The organism is Ensifer sp. ENS10 (assembly GCF_014852025.1).
Lineage (GTDB): Bacteria > Pseudomonadota > Alphaproteobacteria > Rhizobiales > Rhizobiaceae > Ensifer.
Map to the genome: position 1 here is coordinate 297,910 of NZ_JACVAS010000010.1, position 17,076 is coordinate 314,985.

Consider the following 17,076-nt stretch of genomic DNA (forward strand, 5'->3'; position numbering starts at 1 on the left):
AGGACCGTGCGATGTGGCCATTCTTCCAGCCGCCGCGTAAAAGGACGAGCCACCGGCTCGTCGTCGAAGAGCTCGGCCAGGCGGTTGTCGCAGGGGAATTCGCCGTCGGCGCCATCCTGCCCGGAGACGTGGAGCTTGCGGCACGATTCAGCGTCTCCCGTACGGTTCTGCGGGAAGCAATGAAGACGCTCGCCGCCAAGGGGCTCGTCGTCGCGCGGGCCCGCATCGGCACACGCGTGATGCCGCGGGCGAACTGGAACCTTTTCGACGGCGACGTGCTTTCCTGGCATTTCCGGGCCGGTGTCGATGAGGAGTTCCTGCGCCATGTCACCGAGGTCCGTCTCGCTCTGGAACCCTATGCGGCTGGGCTGGCTGCGCGCCGCGCCACGGACGCCGATATCTCCCATATGATGCGGCTGGCGGTCGCCATGGGCGATGCCGGGCACAGCGCGCAGACGCTGGCCATTGCCGATCTCGAATTCCATCTCCGCCTGCTCGAAGCTTCGCTCAATCCGTTCATGCAAACGGTGGGCGGCCTGATCGAGGCGGCCCTGATCGGCGTTTTCCGGTTGAGCAACGCGGCGGCCGATGGCACCGAGATTGATCGTGTCGCCGTCGCGCATATCCGCATCGTCGAGGAAATCCGCCTCCGCAACGAGGAAGGTGCACGAAGCGCGATGGAGCATGTGATCCGTGTGGGACAGCAGCAACTGATTGCAAATTTGCGGGCACGTGGCTGATCCGGAGGTGAGCGCCGGACGCGCCGCAGACGAGTTGCCACAAAGCACTTTCTGCACAGCTTGGCTTTGTCCGTCGCGTGGGCGTAGGGTCGGCGAAGATGCCGGCGCAACTTTTGCCGCCGGCGAAGGCGAGCGGAGAGCAGGGTGACGGAACAGGATGTTCTGATCGTCGGCGCGGGACCGACAGGGCTGGTGCTTGCTCTCTGGCTGACCGTCCAGGGGGTGAAGGTCCGCATCGTCGACAAGAATACCGGTCCCGGCCCGACGTCGCGGGCGATGGTGGTGCATGCGCGAACGCTCGAACTCTATTGCCAGCTCGATCTGGCGACAGCGGTGATCGCGGCCGGACACAGCAACCCGTCGGTCAACCTTTGGGCGAAGGGCAGGATCAGGGCACATATCCCCTTTGGCCCCACCGGTGGGGAGCTGACGCCCTACCCTTTTGTCCTGGTCTATCCGCAGGATCATCATGAGCACTTGCTGACCGAGCGATTGGAAACCATGGGCGTCACCGTCGAGCGGCAGACCGAGCTGGTCGACTTCGAAGACGCGGGCGGCGCGGTCCGCGCGCGCCTTCGGCTGCCTGACGGCAGCGAGGAGGTCAGCGCTGCGCGATACCTCGCTGGCTGCGATGGCGCCCGTTCAGCGGTGCGGCACAAGCTCGCTATCGGGTTTGAGGGCGGCACCTATAACCAGACTTTCTACGTGGCCGACGTCGAGGTGAGCGGCCCGACGGCCAATGGCGAGGCGCATATTTCGCTCGAAAGCGGCGACTTCGTAGCACTCCTCGCCTATGCCAAGGGGCGAGGACGCCTTATTGGCCTGGTCCGTGACGAGCGCGAAGACGTGGGTAAGCTCACCTTCGAAGATGTCAGCCACCGGGCGATCGAGGGCCTGCGGCTCACCATCGACAAGGTCAACTGGTTCTCGACCTATCGCGTCCATCATCGTGTGGCTGACCGTTTTCGGGAGGGGCGTGCCTTCCTGCTGGGGGACGCGGCGCATGTGCACAGCCCTGTCGGCGGGCAGGGCATGAACACCGGGATCGGCGATGCGATCAATCTTGCGTGGAAGCTCGCGGCGGTGCTGAGGGGACGAGCGCCCGATGGTCTTCTCGACAGCTATGAGCGCGAACGCGTCGGCTTCGCACACCAGCTCGTGGAGACGACCGATCGCCTGTTCACCTTCGTAACGGCAGAGGGCCGCTTCGGGGACTTTTTGCGGGTCGAGATTGCGCCGGTTCTGGCAGGTGTCGCCTACCGCATAGGTGGCATCAGGGCATTTCTGTTCCGGATCCTCTCGCAAACCCAGCTGAACTATCGTGGCGGACCTTTAAGCCGCGGCAAGGCCGGCCGGGTGGACGGCGGAGATCGGCTTCCCTGGGTCTTGGTCAAAGGTCTCGACAACTACGCGCCCCTTGCCGCCATCACCTGGCAAGTTCATGTCTATGGTGCGGCGTCCGGCGCACTGAAGCAATGGTGCGCGGCGCGCGGCGTGCCGCTCCACGTATTTCCCTGGACCGAGGAGCACGCGGCCGCGGGCCTGGCCATCGATGCCGCCTATCTCTTGCGCCCCGATACCTACGTGGCGGTTGCCGCTTTGGAGCAGGCGCCCGATGTGTTCGACGCCTATCTGGCGGACGTGGGGATCACCCTCTGCTGACGCGCGCCGTCGCAACAGGGGCCCGGCAACCCCGAAGGCAGTTCCTGTTGGGATTGCGGGGCAGGCGGATCCAACGCCGATTGGCGGAAAGGGTCGAATGGAAACGGGCCGGACCGGCCCCGTTGTCGATGTTGCCGTCGGGTCGTCAAGCCTATCCATGGCTGGTTGGTGTCTGGGCGCCGCTCTCCGTCGCGTCGCTTTCTGCCGACGCGCCGTGCGCTCCGACCGGGTGCATGGAAATGCCGGCGAGTTTGTGGCCGCGCTCGCGCAGCCACTGGAAGGCAACGTAGAGCGCCGGGATGACGAAGATGCCGACGAGTGCAGCGGCAAGCATGCCGCCGGCAACGCCGGTGCCGACCGCGCGACGGCTGAGTTCACCAGCGCCCTTGGCGACCACCAGCGGCACCAGGCCGACGATGAAGGCGAAGCTCGTCATCATCACGGCACGGAAGCGGGCGCGCGCGCCTTCGATCGCCGCATCGACGATCGAAGCGCCGGCTTCGCGGTGGGCCTTGGCGAACTCGACGATCAGGATCGCGTTCTTCGAGGCGAGCGCGATCAAAACGACGAGGCCGATCTGGGCGTAGATGTCGAAGGAAAGCCCGGCGACGAGCACCGACAGCAGCGCACCTGAGACGCCGAAGGCGACCGACAGCAGCACCGGCACCGGGATCGTCCAGCTTTCATAGAGTGCCACCAGGAAGAGGTAGGCGAAGAGCACGGCCATCGCCAGGATGGCGGTGGTCTTGCCGGCCGCTTCCAGTTCCTGCAGCGCCGTTCCGGTCCATTCGTAGCTGTATCCGGGCGGCAATGTCGAAGCCGAGAGCGCCTCCATCGCGGCAAGCGCCTCACCGGACGAATGTCCCGCGGACGGCTGGCCGTTCAGCGTGATCGAGCGATAGTTGTTGTAGCGTACGATCGACTGCGGGCCGACGATATAGTCGACCTTGGCGACCGAAGCGACCGGCACCATGTCGCCGTTTGCGTTGCGCACGTGCAGACGCTGAATGTCGTCGACGGCGTTTCGGTCCGGCTGAGAAGCCTGCATCGTCACCTTCCAGGTGCGGCCGAAGAGGTTGAAGTCGTTGACATAGTAGCTGCCGAGCGTGCCCTGCAGCGTGGTGAACAGATCGCTCACCGAGACGCCGAGCGCTTGCAGACGGTCGCGGTCGATATCGAGATAGAGCTGCGGCGAGCTCGCCGAATAGGTGGTAAAGGTGGGGCCAAGCGCCGGGTTCTGGTTGGCGGCGATGATCAGTCCGCCGGCGGTGGCCGAAAGATCGGCGACAGAACGGCCCTGCAGGTCAAGCAACTGATATTCGAAGCCCGATCCGGTGCCGAGACCCATGATCGGTGGCAGGTTGAAGGCGAAGATCTGTGCGCCGCGGATCGCCTGACCCTTGGCCATGGTCGTGCGGATCGCCGCTTCGACGCCGGCCGCATCACTCAGGCGCTCCGCGAAGGGCTTCATCGTGACGATCGCGAAGGCCGAGTTGGACTTCGACAGGCCATCGAGGAAGGAGTAGCCGGTGACGGTGATCACATTGGCGACCCCCTCGATGCCGCCAAGCATCGTCTCCACCTGCTTCACGACAGCGTCGGTACGGTTGTACGACGCGCCTTCCGGCAGGCGGATTTCTGTGAAGAAGGCGCCCTGGTCTTCCGCCGGCAGGAAGCCGGTCGGAACGACACGGAAGAGGAAGCCGGTCGCGACGAAGGCGACTGCCAGCAACGCAAGCCCGATGATCGCGCGGCGGGCGATGTGGCCGGCCACATAGGCATAACCGTCGCGCCCCTTGTCGATGGTGCGCGAAATGTAGCCGAGAATGCCGCGCTTCGGTCCGTGGTGCGGCTTCAGGAGCACGGCGCAGAGCGCCGGGCTCAGTGTCAGCGCGTTGATCGCCGAGATCACCATCGACACCGAGACCGCGACGGCGAACTGCTGGAACAGCTGGCCGCTCAAGCCCGGGATAAAGGCGACCGGCACGAAGACCGACAGAAGCACGAGCGTGATCGCGACGATGGCGCCGGTGATTTCACCCATCGCACGACGCGCGGCTTCCGCTGCTGAGAGGCCGGGATTTTCCTCCATCACCCGCTCGACGTTTTCGACGACCACGATGGCGTCGTCGACGACGATACCGATCGCCAGAACCAATGCCAGCAACGACACGGTGTTGAGCGAAAAGCCCATGGCGAGCAGCACCGCGAAAGTGCCGATCAGCGCGACCGGAACGGCGACGAGCGGGATCAGCGTTGCCCGCCAGTTCCCGAGGAACAGGAAGACGATGATAATGACGAGGACGAAGGCCTCGAACAACGTTTCTTCGACGTTGTCGACGCTCGCTTCGACGAACTGCGCCGTGTCATAGGAGACCGAATAGGTGAGGCCCGGCGGGAAGGATTTCGACAATCGCTCCATCGCCTCCTGCACGCCTTTGGCGGCGGCAAGCGCGTTGGCGCCCGGCGCCTGATAGGTGCCGATCATGGCAACAGGCTTGCCATTGATCCGGGCGTTGGAATCGGAACTGGCGGCGCCGAGCTCGACGCGCGCGACGTCACGAATGCGCACATAGGAGCCGTCGGGCCTTGCACGCAGCACCACGTCTTCGAACTGCTTGGGATCGGTGAGGCGCCCTTGCGTTTGAAGATTGAGCTGGAACAGCGGATCGTCGGTCATCGGCTGGGCGCCGATGCGGCCAATCGCTGCCTGAACGTTCTGCGCCTTCAACGCGTTGATCACGTCGGTTGGCGTCAGGTCCAGGCTCGTCATGCGGTCGATGTCGAGGACGACGCGCATCGAATAGTCCTGGGCTCCGAAGAGCTGAGCATCGCCGACGCCGGGCACGCGCTTGACCGTGTCGAGCACGTTGATCGTGGCGTAGTTGGACAGGAACAGGGAATCGAAGTTCTGCTTCTCGTCCGCAGCAAAGATGGTGATCACCTGCATCAGCGCCGACGACTTCTTGCGCACGCTGACGCCGCTCTGCTTGACCTCGGACGGTAGACCGGCCTCGGCCAGCGACACGCGGTTCTGCACGTTGACGGTGGCGATGTCAGGGTCGGTCCCGACGGCGAAGGTGACGGTCAATGTATAGGAGCCGTCGGCGCCGCTCGTCGATTTCATGTAGAGCATGTCGTCGACGCCGACGACCTTGCTCTCGATCGGCTGGGCAACGGTGGTTTCCACCACGTCGGCGCCGGCGCCTGGATAGCTTGCCGTGACGCTGACCTGCGGCGGCACGATGTCGGGGAACTGCGCGATCGGCAGACGGGTGAGCGCCAGCAGGCCTGCCAGCGTCAGCACGATGGATATGACCGTGGCGAAGCGCGGGCGATCGATGAAGATCTCTGAAATCATCGCTTAGCCACCTGCTGCCGTGGCGGCATCGACGGTGATGCCCGGCCGGACCTTGCCCGCCCCCTCGGTGATGACGTTCTCGCCCTCTTTCAGGCCCTTACTGATCACCGCCTGGCCGCGGGTGTTGCGCGCCACATCGACGCGGCGAAGCTCCACCTTGGAGCTGGCGTCGACCACCAGAACGAAGGCACCCTGCTGGTCGCGCTGGATCGCCTGCTGCGGCACGGCCAGAACATCCTGCTTGTCCGACTGCTCGAGCACGACGCGCACCAGGGCGCCGTCGAGCAATATGCTGTCCGGATTGGGGAATTCGGCGCGCACGGTCACCGTGTCGGTGCCTTGCGAGACGTTGCTGGCGATGAAGTTGATCGTGCCCTTCTGCTTGTATTCCGTGCCGTTCGGAAGCCCAAGCCCGACATTGGCGCCGCCGCTGATCTCGCCCTTCAGCACGCGCTCGCGATAGGTGAGGTAGAGCGCGGTCGCTACCGGAAACTGAACATAGATGGGATCAAGCCGGGTCAGCGTGACCAGCGACCCGCTGTCCGGGCCGACGAGCGCGCCGACATCGGCGGCGGTCAGGCCGACGATGCCGTCGAAGGGGGCCACGATCTTCGTGTAGGAAAGGTTGAGATCGGCATTGTCCTTGCTGCCCTTGAGCCGCACGAGATCGCCGTCTGCCTTGCGGACCGCGGCATTGGCCTCGTCCACCTTGGCCTGGGAGACGGTCTTGGTGGTGAGGAGCTGGTCGGCGCGATCGCGCTCAAGGACAGCGAGATCCTTGGAGGCTTCGGCCGCTTCGATCTGTCCCTGGATTTCCTGGACGGCAGCGCGATAGGCGCCGTCTTCGACCTGGTAGAGCACCGTGCCAGCGGTGACCTTCTGTCCCTCGGTGAAGTTGACGGCTTCGAGGAAGCCCGGCACGCGGGCGCGAATATCGACCTTCTGGATGGCGGTGACCTTGCCGGTCAGGTCGACGCTTTCGCGCAGGTCCATGATTGCTGCCGGCGCCACGACCACGGCCGGAGCCTGCTGGGCGAACGCGGTCTGCGCCGTAAGGCCGATTGCGATGAGAAGAGATGATGAAAATGAAGCGGCGAGCATTCTCGTATGACGCATGCAACGTTCCCCCTGAACGAAACAGCTTGAGATGACTTCAGCGCGCCTGGGCAGGCGCCCTCGTTGCGTTGAAAGCAGAACACGTTCTCTGCCTCAAGTCACGCAACTAATGGTTGATAAGATGTCGACCACATAAATGGGATGGGTTTGCCGGAGCTGGACCGTACGAAGGAGAACTTGTCACAAAAGCAATGGTTTGCACCCCTTGTCCCGTCCGAGGCGGAAGTGCTTGCTGGCGCGAGGTTCAGGATGGTTCGATTGAACCCGTCACCCGATGGCGACCGTTTAACGTGTGTTGCGCCGTGGCGGCCGCGGGGCCGGGATTGCAACCTTAGGTGACGCATTTCGCGTGGATGCTCTAAAAATAGGTCCCGGCTTTATGCCGGGACCTGCGGTCGATGGTGGCATCAGGCCGGAATGTCAGGTGAGATCGAAGCGATCGCCGTTCATCACCTTGTTCCAGGCGGCCACGAAGTCGCGCACGAACTTCTTCTTGGCATCCGTCTGTCCATAGACTTCCGCGATTGCCCGAAGCTGCGAGTTGGATCCGAAGACGAGATCGACGCGGGTGGCCGTCCACTTGACCTCGCCGGTCTTGCGGTCGCGACCTTCGAAGACGTCCTTGGCATCCGACGTCGCCGTCCACGCGGTGGCCATATCGAGCAGGTTGACGAAGAAGTCGTTGCTGAGCGTTTCCGGGCGATCGGTGAAGACGCCGTGCCTGGTCGCATCGTGGTTCGCGCCGAGGACACGAAGCCCGCCGACGAGAACGGTCATTTCCGGCGCGGTCAGCGTCAGCAACTGTGCCCTGTCGATCAGCAGCTCTTCCGGCGAAACCGCATATTGGGTCCTCTGGTAGTTGCGGAAACCATCGGCGATCGGCTCGAGCACTTCGAAGGAGTCGACATCGGTCTGCTCCTGGCTGGCATCTGCGCGACCTGGTGCGAAGGCAACCTCAACGTCGTGGCCCGCCGCTTTCGCTGCCTTCTCGATTGCGGCCGCACCGCCAAGCACGATCAGGTCGGCGAGCGATACCTTCTTGCCGCCGGACTGCGCGTCGTTGAAGGCGCGCTGAATGCCTTCGAGGGTTTCGAGCACCTTGGCCAGCTGTGCCGGCTGGTTGACCTGCCAGTCCTTCTGCGGGGCAAGACGGATGCGGGCACCGTTGGCACCGCCGCGCTTGTCCGAACCGCGGAAGGTCGAGGCGGACGCCCAGGCGGTCGAGACCAGTTCGGAGACCGAAAGGCCGGAAGCAAGGATCTTGGCCTTGAGGTCGGCGATATCCTTTGCGTCGACGAGCGGATGATCGACGGCGGGGATCGGATCCTGCCAGATCAGGTCTTCGGCCGGGACTTCCGGGCCGAGATAGCGGGCGCGTGGGCCCATGTCGCGGTGGGTCAGCTTGTACCAGGCGCGAGCGAAGGCGTCTGCGAAGGCGTCCGGGTTCTCGTAGAAGTGCCGTGCGATCTTTTCGTAGGCGGGGTCGACGCGTAGCGCGAGGTCGGTCGTCAGCATCGACGGGGCGTGACGCTTGGACTTGTCATGCGCATCCGGGACGGTGCCGGCGCCCATGCCATGCTTCGGCGTCCACTGGTGCGCACCGGCCGGGCTCTTCGTCAGTTCCCATTCGTAGCCGAAGAGGTTCCAGAAGAAGTTGTTGCTCCACTTGGTCGGCGTCGTCGTCCAGGTGACTTCGAGACCGCTGGTGATGGCGTCGCCACCACGGCCGCTGCCGTAGGTGCTTGCCCAGCCGAGGCCCTGTTCCTCGATGCCGGCGCCTTCCGGCTCGCGACCGACATTGGCGGCATCACCGGCGCCATGGGTCTTGCCGAAGGTGTGGCCGCCGGCGATGAGCGCGACAGTTTCCTCGTCGTTCATCGCCATGCGCGCGAAGGTCTCGCGGATGTCACGGGCCGCAGCGACCGGGTCCGGGTTGCCGTTCGGGCCTTCCGGATTGACATAGATCAGGCCCATCTGCACCGCTGCGAGCGGATTTTCGAGGTCGCGGTCGCCGGAATAGCGCTTGTCGTCAAGCCAGGTCTTTTCCGTACCCCAGTAGATGTCCTCTTCCGGTTCCCACACGTCCGGACGGCCGCCGGCGAAGCCGAAGGTCCTGAAGCCCATCGACTCGAGCGCACAGTTGCCCGCGAGGATCATCAGGTCGGCCCAGGAGATGCTGCTGCCGTACTTCTGCTTGATGGGCCAGAGGAGGCGGCGCGCCTTGTCGAGGTTGGCGTTGTCCGGCCAGCTGTTGAGTGGCGCAAAGCGCTGTTGCCCGGCGCCTGCGCCGCCGCGGCCGTCGCCGGTGCGGTAGGTGCCGGCGCTGTGCCAGGCCATGCGGATGAAGAGCGGGCCGTAGTGGCCGAAGTCGGCCGGCCACCAATCCTGCGAATCGGTCATCAGCGCGAAGAGGTCATTCTTCACCGCTGGCAGATCAAGCTTTTTGAATTCCTCGGCATAGTTGAAGGCTTCGCCCATCGGGTCGGAAAGGGAGGAATTCTGGTGCAGGATCTTCAGGTTGAGCTGGTTCGGCCACCAGTCACGGTTCGAGGTGCCGGCGGATTGAGCGCTCGTCTGAGCTCCGTGCATGACGGGACATTTGCCCGTTTTGTCGGCTTTCGCGTCCATTTCTATCTCCCTTTGCGATAACGTGAATTGTGCGGATCAGAGGAAAGGCAGGCTGTGCGGGCCAGCGATGCGCCGGGCCCGGCTTGCGGCATTCTTTGTGCCGTCGGTGGTTGTCGTTCCGCGAAGCGGTCTCGCCACTGGCTGCGTCTCCCTCATTGCACCGGCAACTCTATCAAAGTGGTTTCATTAATTTAAGTTGGATTTCCTGATGGTGGCGATAAGACGATCCTATGGCTAATGGACGGCAGGGCAACAAGCGCATGCTTGCAGCCCTGTATGCATCTTTGATGACGCGCGAACGCTTTGCCGATTGCAGCCCACACAAGAATATTGGTGCACTGTACTCCCGCCAAACTTGCGTAAGAAAGCACCAATGGTTAGTCACATCCGCAAAGACTCAAAGAGCTTTTCCATTTTTCGCGTGGTGAAAGGACAGACATCGTGGCTGAGACAGAAACTGGGGCCGGCAAGGGCCGTCGCAAAGCACTTTGGGCGGCCGTCGCGGTGGTCGCGATCGCAGCCGCCGGCGTGGTCGGCGGCAAATTCATGCTCGAAAGGACGGTCGACAAGTTCATCGCCGAGCGTGGCGGCAAGGCGGGCTCCGTCGAGGCGGATTTCCTCGGGCGCATTCATTTGCGTGACGTGACGCTGCCCTTCGCCAATGGCGCCCGTGTGCAGGTCGCCGCGATCGATGGCCGGCCAAAGATCTTCTTCCTGAGCGGCAAGCTTGATGTGAAGGGCCTCGAGCTCGATATCGCCGCAGGCAAGTTCTCCGTGCCGCATGCGATCCTCGAAGAACCGGACTTCTTCGCTGGCGCGCTTTCCAAGGCAGGCGATCAGGGTGAGCTGACGACGCTGAAACGCATCGAGCGCTTTGCCGCAAAACGGATCTCGGCGCCGGAGGCGACGATCAGCCAGGATGTGGCCGGCACCGAGCAGAAGACGGTCTACAAGGACCTCGCGCTCGAGGACATCGCCGCCGGCCGCGTCGCCCGTTATTCGGCGAGCGGTGCAAGCTTCGCCTTCGCCATGGATGTTCCAGACGGAGAAGGCGCAACGAAGCGCGAGCAGATGAACGGCTCGATCGGGGCTGTCGCAGGCGAGAACTTCGACGCGGCCTATATGGTGCGGATCTACACGGAAAAGGCCGGCCCGGACGACAAGGAGCCGAAGCCGCTTTACGGTCCGATGTCGGCAAAGAACCTTTCCTTCTCCGACGGCGAGGCGCAGTTCGGTTATGACGAAGTGCGCAGCAAGGGCTTCAGCGCGCGCATGCCGGCCGAGCCGCTGCTGGAGACCTTGAAGAAGTTGCAAGGGGTGACGGACCCCGAAACGTTGCCGCCGGCTGAGCGGCAGGCGTTCTTCAAGCGCATCCTTTCAGTTGTCGACATGATCGGCAGCGGCGACATCGAATTGCTCGGTCTCAAGATGGAAGTGCCGGACAAAAGCAGCGAAGAGGAAGGCAAGACGATCAAGCTCGCCGTCGACAAAATGGCGATGCAGCTCAATGGCCGCAGCTTCGACGGTGCCCTGCACGGTCTTTCCGCCGGAGAAGGCGCAGACTACGTCAAGCTCGCCGAAGCAAGCATCAAGGGCTTCTCCTGGGCTCCGACCATGGACGCGCTCACGAAGCTGGCGGGCCTGAAAGAGGAAGAGTTTGAAACCTTCCCCTTCACCACCCTGATGCCGGAATTCGGAACGATCCGCATCGCCGGGCTGGACGTGGACATGCCCGGCAGCGCGCCGACAAGCGTGACCGACAGCGAAACTGGTGAAGACGACCAGAGCGCCACCGAAAGCGAGGCCGATCCGTCGGTCAGCGCCGAGCCGGCGCCGGATGAGGCAACCGATGGCGACGCCTCATCCGAGGCAGAGGTCCCCGGCGATGCCCAGGACGATCCGATGGCCGAAGCGCCGGCCGAGCAGGCGGCCGTGCCTTCCGTTCCGGAGCGCGTCCGTTTCACGCTCGACAACTACGAGCTGGCCCTGACCAAGCTGCACAACGGCATCCCGACGGATGTGCGCGTCAGCTATCGCGATCTCAGCGTGCCGATTCCTGCCGACACGCAGGAGGAAGGCTTCGCGACGCTGCGCAAGCTGGGCTTCGACAAGCTGGTGTTCTCTTCCAACGTCGAGCTGACCTGGGATGAGCCGAACGAGAACCTCGTCATCAAGGATATCTCCTTGAGTGGCAAGGACATGGGCAGCTTCTCCTTCTCCGGCTTGATGGGCGGCGCGAGCAAGGACTTCTTCTCCGGCGACATGACCGCTGCGCAGGTGGCGCTCTTCGGCCTCACGGCCCGGGAAGCCACGCTCAAGCTCGAAGACAAGGGCATCGTGGCCAAGGGCATCAAACTCTATGCCGAGGATAACCACATGACCGAGGACAGCGTTCGCGGTCTCCTCGTGCTGATGACGAGCGCTGGCGTGCAGCATTTTGCTGCCACACAGCCGAAGCTGCAGGACGTGGCAAGTGCGTTTACCCAGTTCATCAGCAAGCCCGGCGCCTTCACCCTGAAGGTCAAGGCCAAGGATGAAGCCGGGATTGGCGCACTCGAGCTGATGGGCGCCGCCGAAAATCCCGCGCTTCTGCTCGACAAGGTCGATCTCGAAGCTGCCTCACAGTAATCGATCGCGGGCCGCGTCAGCCGATGCGGCCCGCATCACTTCTGCCTGTGGGCTCCTGAAGGAATTCCCGCAGCACCTTCAATGCCTCCTGTCCGATTTCATGCCCGCCACGATTGTAGAGGGGCTCGGATATCGGCCCTTTGCCCCCACAAGACAATCGACCAGGAGTCCCGCGAGCATTGCGCGATCGGTTCACGCACAACGGGCTTCCGTCAAAACAGAGTCGTTTGCGGCTAAATGTGAGCAAAGGATACAAGAAATTGATCGACCAGGAGTCCCGCGAGCATTGCGCGATCGGTTCACGCACAACGGGCTTCCGTCAAAACAGAGTCGTTTGCGGCTAAATGTGAGCAAAGGATACAAGAAATTGGTGGCGCCACCCTGCATTTTCCCCGGACATGACGGCAAAAGCGAGTTGATCCCCTGTGCGTTCGTCATCGGAGCGATCATGCATCCAGGCAGGTTTCCACGCGAAGAATGAACTCCATCGCCAGGAGGCGAAGGTGGACGGCAGATTATGAAAGAACCGAATGGCATTGGAGCGTGTTTTGGCGAGCCGAAGGCGCCGTTTCTCGCGGCTCGGCCCGTTCGCGACGCCCGGTTTTCGGTCACGCGCCTGCAATGCCGGCTGAATGGAGCAATGAGCCGCGTCGTGTCCCTTCCCGCCGACGACGCCTATTTCCTGATGTTCTATTTCAAGGACGTCATGCATCGCGACGTGGTGCCGGACGAAGGCGAGAGTGAAATTCGCCGCTACAGGCAGGGGTCGATCTGCCTCGTCGATCTCGTTCAGGGCGCCAGTATCCGGCTTGTCAGCGATCTCGATTCACTCGCCTTCCACCTGCCGCGGGCCTTGTTCCGCGAAGTCTCCGAGTTCTCGCACGCTCCGGCCGCCACCGGTCTCAGGTGCCGCCGCGGCGAGATCGACGACGTCATACACAATCTTGCCTTGGCGCTGCTGCCGCTTCTCGCCAAGAGCGAGAAGGAACCGGGCCCCGTACTGCAGCACATCGCTGTCGCCATCTGCGCACATCTCCTGCACGCCTATCCGGATCGAGCCAATGCATCCGCCAGCCGCGATCTGTCCGTGTGGCAGGAGAAGGCGGCCAAGGACTTCATGATCGACCATTGGGCCGAGGACTTTTCGTTTGCGGCTGCGGCGTCGGCCGCAAACCTGTGTGAGGACGCTTTTGCCGCGGCCTTTGCATCCGTGACCGGGCAAACGCCGGAGGCGTGGCTGATGCGGTACAGGATCGGCCGAGCCAAACGCTATCTGATCGAGGAGGGGTGGTCGGTGGCCAAAACCGCCGCCAGTTGCGGTTATGCCGACGAAGCGCGGTTCATCGAAGCCTTTCGCGAGGTGACGGGAGTGGCGCCGGCCGTGTGGCGCGCGCGCTGGCGGCAGTGAGGGGAGCGTCCGTTGACCTGTGAAGCTCTGCGGTGTCCCCTGAGATTTGCCTCTGTAATGCAGCCGCCAACCGTTGTAGCATCTGCCCCGCCGCCGAAGCAGGCGGCTGAGCTCGATACTGGGAGACCCTGACCGATGGCCTTACAAGCGGGACTGGGCGCAAGCGAGCGCACACTGCGCCCCACTGTCAAAAGGATCAGCGCGGGCGATATCACCGTGACGAGAACCTTTTCGGATCGCTTCGATCTGGACCTCGGGCCGCTGATCCCGGTCGCCGACGCCTTCAACGTCATCGTCCAGATGCGTGACTTCGAGGCACATCGCCTGTGGCGGCGCGGCGAACTCGTCTATGAGGGAGGGCACTCCAAGGCATCGCTCGCGATCACCGATCTTCGGGACCAATGGCAGTGCCACCATCTGTCGCCCTTCGACAATGTCCGCTTCCACATCCCATTCGCCTGCATGCGGGCCTTCACCGAAAGGGCGGGACGCGGCGAGTATGTGTCGTTGTCTTCCGTGCAGGGATGCGTGGATCCGGTGATGTTCGGCCTCGCCCAGGCGCTGCTGCCCTCGCTCGAAGAGCCGGACCGGGCCAATCTGCTTTTCGTCGAACAGATCAACCTTGCCGCACTGGCTCATCTCAGCCAGACCTATGGCGGTTTGCATTTCCCTGTCGACAAGAAGGGTACGCTCGCGCCATGGCAGGAGAGGCTGGCGACGGATTTTCTGGTCGCACACTTCAACAAGGCGTTTTCGATCGGCGATCTCGCCGCCCAGTGCGAGCTCTCGCGCAGCTATTTCAACAAGGCTTTCAAGGAGAGCTTCGGGCGCACGCCGTCCAGGTGGCTGACCGAATACCGGATTGCGCGGGTCAAGGAGTGTCTGCTTCAGGACACCCCCCTTGCCGAAGTCGCGATCCACTGCGGTTTTGCCGACCAGAGCCACATGACCCGGGTGTTCACCAGCCAGACGGCGGAAACGCCGGCGCGCTTCAGGAAAAAGAACCGCTCCGTCGGGGTGGCGGTAGATCAGTAATAGCGTGGAAAGAGGGCGCGCCCTCATGCAGATTGTTCAAAACACGTGAAAAGCGTGCAAGAATGACGCGGCGGCCGGGGCCATCATAGGCCGCTCCTGCAGATGATGATGAGAATGAACTGCGTGGCACGCGTCCCAGGCGCACAGCAATCCGGGCGTCGGTTGGTTCCGCGCGTTTCGTTTTCATTAGCGCTGCGGGAGTTTTTGGCGGGTGGTCTCGACAAACAGGAGCGAAGACGATGACGAATGCCTCCGCTGCCTCGGTCGGACTGCGCCCGCGCGACAGCCTCGGATGTTCGCTGGACCAGCTCGATGACGACAGGACGATCGAAGGCCGCGACATGGTCTTTTATCGCAAGCGATCGGCAGCGGGTCCGCCGGGCAGGGTCGCGACTCCTGGCAATGGGCGGGGATATCTGATCGGCCTGTCGCTCGCAGGCGGTCATAGCCGCCGGGTTTTCGGGGAGCATCACTCGGCGATCCAGGAGTTCGGCCAGAATTCCATTTACGTCAGGAACTTCGCCGACGACTACAAAGCGGATCTGGAAGGTTCCTTCGACTTCACTTTGCTTGAAATCGGCTACGGTGCGCTCCAGAGGATTGCGGATGCAGCAAATGCCACGGGAGTCAGCGAGCTGAGGTCCATTTCCGGCTCGCCCGATCCTGTTCTCGGCGGCATGCTCGGTGCCTTGTTTGCGTCGGTGGACGGTTACACCGATCGCAGCGCGCTGTTCGTCGATCAGCTTTCCGTCGCAATCGGCGTGCATATGGTGCGACAGTACGGCAACGGCCGCGGCGAAAGTTTGGCTGGAGGACGCAGGCTCTCGCAGCGCTGCCAGGCAAGTATTCGCGAACTCGTGCAAGCCCGTCTCGACGGCGAGCTTACCGTCGAAGAGCTGGCCTCGACCTGCAACCTGTCGCAGGCAGCTTTTCTCCGCGCCTTTCGGGAGACCATGGGCAGCACGCCCTTCCGCTGGCTGCTGCAGCAAAGGATCGAAAAGGCCAAGGACCTGCTGCAGTTCTCTCCCACATCGCTGAGCGAGATCGCCACCGCCTGCGGTTTTTCGGATCAGAGCCATTTTACCCGTGCCTTCGCGCAGGCGGTGGGGGCCACGCCGCGCCAATGGCGACGCAGCCGGCAGTCGTAGGGCTTACCGCAAATATAGTTGTGCGGCGAAGCGGCCCGGATCAGACTAACAGTCTCCGGTATGACGAGCGAAATTTTCAAAAATCCATCTTTGGCGACAAGAACGGGACCGCCGTCGGCGGCATAGTTGGGCCTCTCCAATCGGAGCCAGTTTCAATAGAAAGAGGCCACGACCATGCCCGCGACAGCGACCCCCGGCAAACTCCTCGTCTCGCCCAAGGACCACACCCTGATCATGATCGATTTCCAGTCGCAGATGTCGTTTGCGACCAAGTCGATCGATGCGGTGCTGCTGCGCAACAACGCCGCACTGGTCGCCCATGCGGCCGCCGGCTTCGGCGTTTCGACCATTCTCACCACCGTTGCCGAGAAGACCTTCTCCGGTCCGATGTTCTCCGAGATCACCGACGCCTTCCCGGGCCAGACGCTTTTGGACCGCACCTCGATGAACACCTGGGAAGACGCCGCCGTGATCGAAGAGGTCAACCGCCTCGGCAAGAAGCGCCTGGTGATGTGCGGGCTCTGGACCTCGGTCTGCATCGTCGGCCCGACGCTGTCGGCGCTCGACCAGGGTTTCGAAGTCTATGTCATTGCCGACGCCTGCGGCGACGTCTCCGACGAGGCGCATGAGCGGGCGATGGACCGCATGGTGCAGGCCGGTGTGCGGCCGATGACGGCGCTGCAGTACATGCTCGAGCTGCAGCGCGACTGGGCCCGTACCGAGACCTACGAGATGACCACCGGCATCGCCAAGAAGTTCGGTGGCGCCTATGGCCTCGGCATCATCTACGCCAAGTCGATGTTCGGCGCCTCCGAAGGGCACTGACACGGGACCGAGATGCCCTGGATTATCGCTCTGGCCGTGCTTGAGGCGGCCAGGGCGGCACTGTCATTCGTGAAGGAGTTGGCGATGAAGTTGTATCTTCTCTCGCTCGGAGCCGGACTGCTTGTCGGCATCATCTATTCGCTCTTGAACGTCCGCTCGCCGGCGCCGCCGGTCATTGCGCTCATCGGCTTGCTCGGCATCCTGATCGGCGAGCAATCGGTGCCGCTGGTCAAGCGCGCCCTGTCGGGTGAGCCGGTCAATCTCAGCTGGTTCAATCTGCAGTGCATGCCGCACATGTTCGGCCACCTGCCCGGCGGCGCACCGGCCACCGCCGGCAAGGCGAAGGATGCGGCCATCAACGATGAAAGGGCCGGATGATGCCGACGCGACGCTCGTTCCTCGGTGCAACCGCCGCCGCCCTAGCCTTGGGCAGGGCAACCGCGACACACGCCCAACAGACTGGAGACACCTCGATGACGCCCGACCTGATCCTGCACAACGGCCTTGTCACCACGCTCGACCGCA

General features: G+C 63.2%; 11 protein-coding genes. 8 read left to right on the top strand and 3 right to left on the bottom strand.

Annotated features, from left to right (window positions below; all coding sequences use genetic code 11):
• Window positions 1-11 precede the first annotated feature (11 nt).
• Both IB265_RS29050 and IB265_RS29055 read left to right on the top strand, forming a co-directional pair.
• A complete protein-coding gene (locus IB265_RS29050) occupies window positions 12-740 on the top strand; it encodes a FadR/GntR family transcriptional regulator (protein ID WP_112996408.1) in 729 nt (242 codons plus the stop codon).
• 144 nt (window positions 741-884) lie between these two features.
• Window positions 885-2,402 (top strand): FAD-dependent monooxygenase, encoded by a 1,518-nt coding sequence (locus tag IB265_RS29055; protein ID WP_192495536.1) that lies wholly within the window; start codon window positions 885-887, stop codon window positions 2,400-2,402.
• 151 nt (window positions 2,403-2,553) lie between these two features.
• Here the strand turns inward: IB265_RS29055 and IB265_RS29060 are convergent, their stop codons facing one another.
• The 3 genes from IB265_RS29060 to katG all read right to left on the bottom strand — a co-directional run bounded on the left by IB265_RS29060 (window position 2,554) and on the right by katG (window position 9,507).
• Window positions 2,554-5,763, bottom strand: a complete 3,210-nt coding sequence (locus IB265_RS29060; protein ID WP_112996406.1) for an efflux RND transporter permease subunit — start codon at window positions 5,761-5,763, stop codon at window positions 2,554-2,556.
• 3 nt (window positions 5,764-5,766) lie between these two features.
• A complete protein-coding gene (locus tag IB265_RS29065; protein ID WP_057255435.1) occupies window positions 5,767-6,879 on the bottom strand; it encodes an efflux RND transporter periplasmic adaptor subunit in 1,113 nt (370 codons plus the stop codon).
• A 420-nt stretch (window positions 6,880-7,299) separates the two neighbouring features.
• Window positions 7,300-9,507 (bottom strand): catalase/peroxidase HPI, encoded by a 2,208-nt coding sequence (gene katG / locus IB265_RS29070; protein ID WP_057255436.1) that lies wholly within the window; start codon window positions 9,505-9,507, stop codon window positions 7,300-7,302.
• Between the two features lie 441 nt (window positions 9,508-9,948).
• On the opposite strand from katG, the gene IB265_RS29075 reads away from it, so the two are divergent.
• From IB265_RS29075 to IB265_RS29100, 6 genes are all read left to right on the top strand, one after another.
• A complete protein-coding gene (locus tag IB265_RS29075) occupies window positions 9,949-12,135 on the top strand; it encodes a hypothetical protein (protein WP_113132613.1) in 2,187 nt (728 codons plus the stop codon).
• A 517-nt stretch (window positions 12,136-12,652) separates the two neighbouring features.
• On the top strand, window positions 12,653-13,543 hold the full coding sequence (locus IB265_RS29080) for an AraC family transcriptional regulator (RefSeq protein ID WP_113132614.1): 891 nt from the start codon (window positions 12,653-12,655) through the stop codon (window positions 13,541-13,543).
• A gap of 135 nt (window positions 13,544-13,678) precedes the next feature.
• Window positions 13,679-14,578, top strand: a complete 900-nt coding sequence (locus IB265_RS29085; protein ID WP_057255439.1) for an AraC family transcriptional regulator — start codon at window positions 13,679-13,681, stop codon at window positions 14,576-14,578.
• 239 nt (window positions 14,579-14,817) lie between these two features.
• A complete protein-coding gene (locus IB265_RS29090) occupies window positions 14,818-15,726 on the top strand; it encodes a helix-turn-helix domain-containing protein (protein WP_057255440.1) in 909 nt (302 codons plus the stop codon).
• 174 nt (window positions 15,727-15,900) lie between these two features.
• Entirely contained in the window at window positions 15,901-16,551 is a 651-nt protein-coding gene (locus tag IB265_RS29095) for a hydrolase (RefSeq protein WP_057255441.1), read from the top strand.
• A gap of 84 nt (window positions 16,552-16,635) precedes the next feature.
• A complete protein-coding gene (locus IB265_RS29100) occupies window positions 16,636-16,929 on the top strand; it encodes a XapX domain-containing protein (protein ID WP_057255558.1) in 294 nt (97 codons plus the stop codon).
• Window positions 16,930-17,076: the final 147 nt, after the last annotated feature.

Excerpts from the sequence above, each read along its gene's own strand:
- IB265_RS29050 (WP_112996408.1), top strand. The coding sequence starts at position 12 with ATGTGGCCATTCTTCCAGCCGCCGCGTAAAAGGACGAGCCACCGGCTC.
- IB265_RS29060 (WP_112996406.1), bottom strand. The coding sequence starts at position 5,763 with ATGATTTCAGAGATCTTCATCGATCGCCCGCGCTTCGCCACGGTCATA.
- IB265_RS29065 (WP_057255435.1), bottom strand. The coding sequence starts at position 6,879 with ATGCGTCATACGAGAATGCTCGCCGCTTCATTTTCATCATCTCTTCTC.
- katG (WP_057255436.1), bottom strand. The coding sequence starts at position 9,507 with ATGGACGCGAAAGCCGACAAAACGGGCAAATGTCCCGTCATGCACGGA.
- IB265_RS29080 (WP_113132614.1), top strand. The coding sequence starts at position 12,653 with ATGAAAGAACCGAATGGCATTGGAGCGTGTTTTGGCGAGCCGAAGGCG.
- IB265_RS29085 (WP_057255439.1), top strand. The coding sequence starts at position 13,679 with ATGGCCTTACAAGCGGGACTGGGCGCAAGCGAGCGCACACTGCGCCCC.
- IB265_RS29090 (WP_057255440.1), top strand. The coding sequence starts at position 14,818 with ATGACGAATGCCTCCGCTGCCTCGGTCGGACTGCGCCCGCGCGACAGC.
- IB265_RS29095 (WP_057255441.1), top strand. The coding sequence starts at position 15,901 with ATGCCCGCGACAGCGACCCCCGGCAAACTCCTCGTCTCGCCCAAGGAC.
- IB265_RS29100 (WP_057255558.1), top strand. The coding sequence starts at position 16,636 with ATGAAGTTGTATCTTCTCTCGCTCGGAGCCGGACTGCTTGTCGGCATC.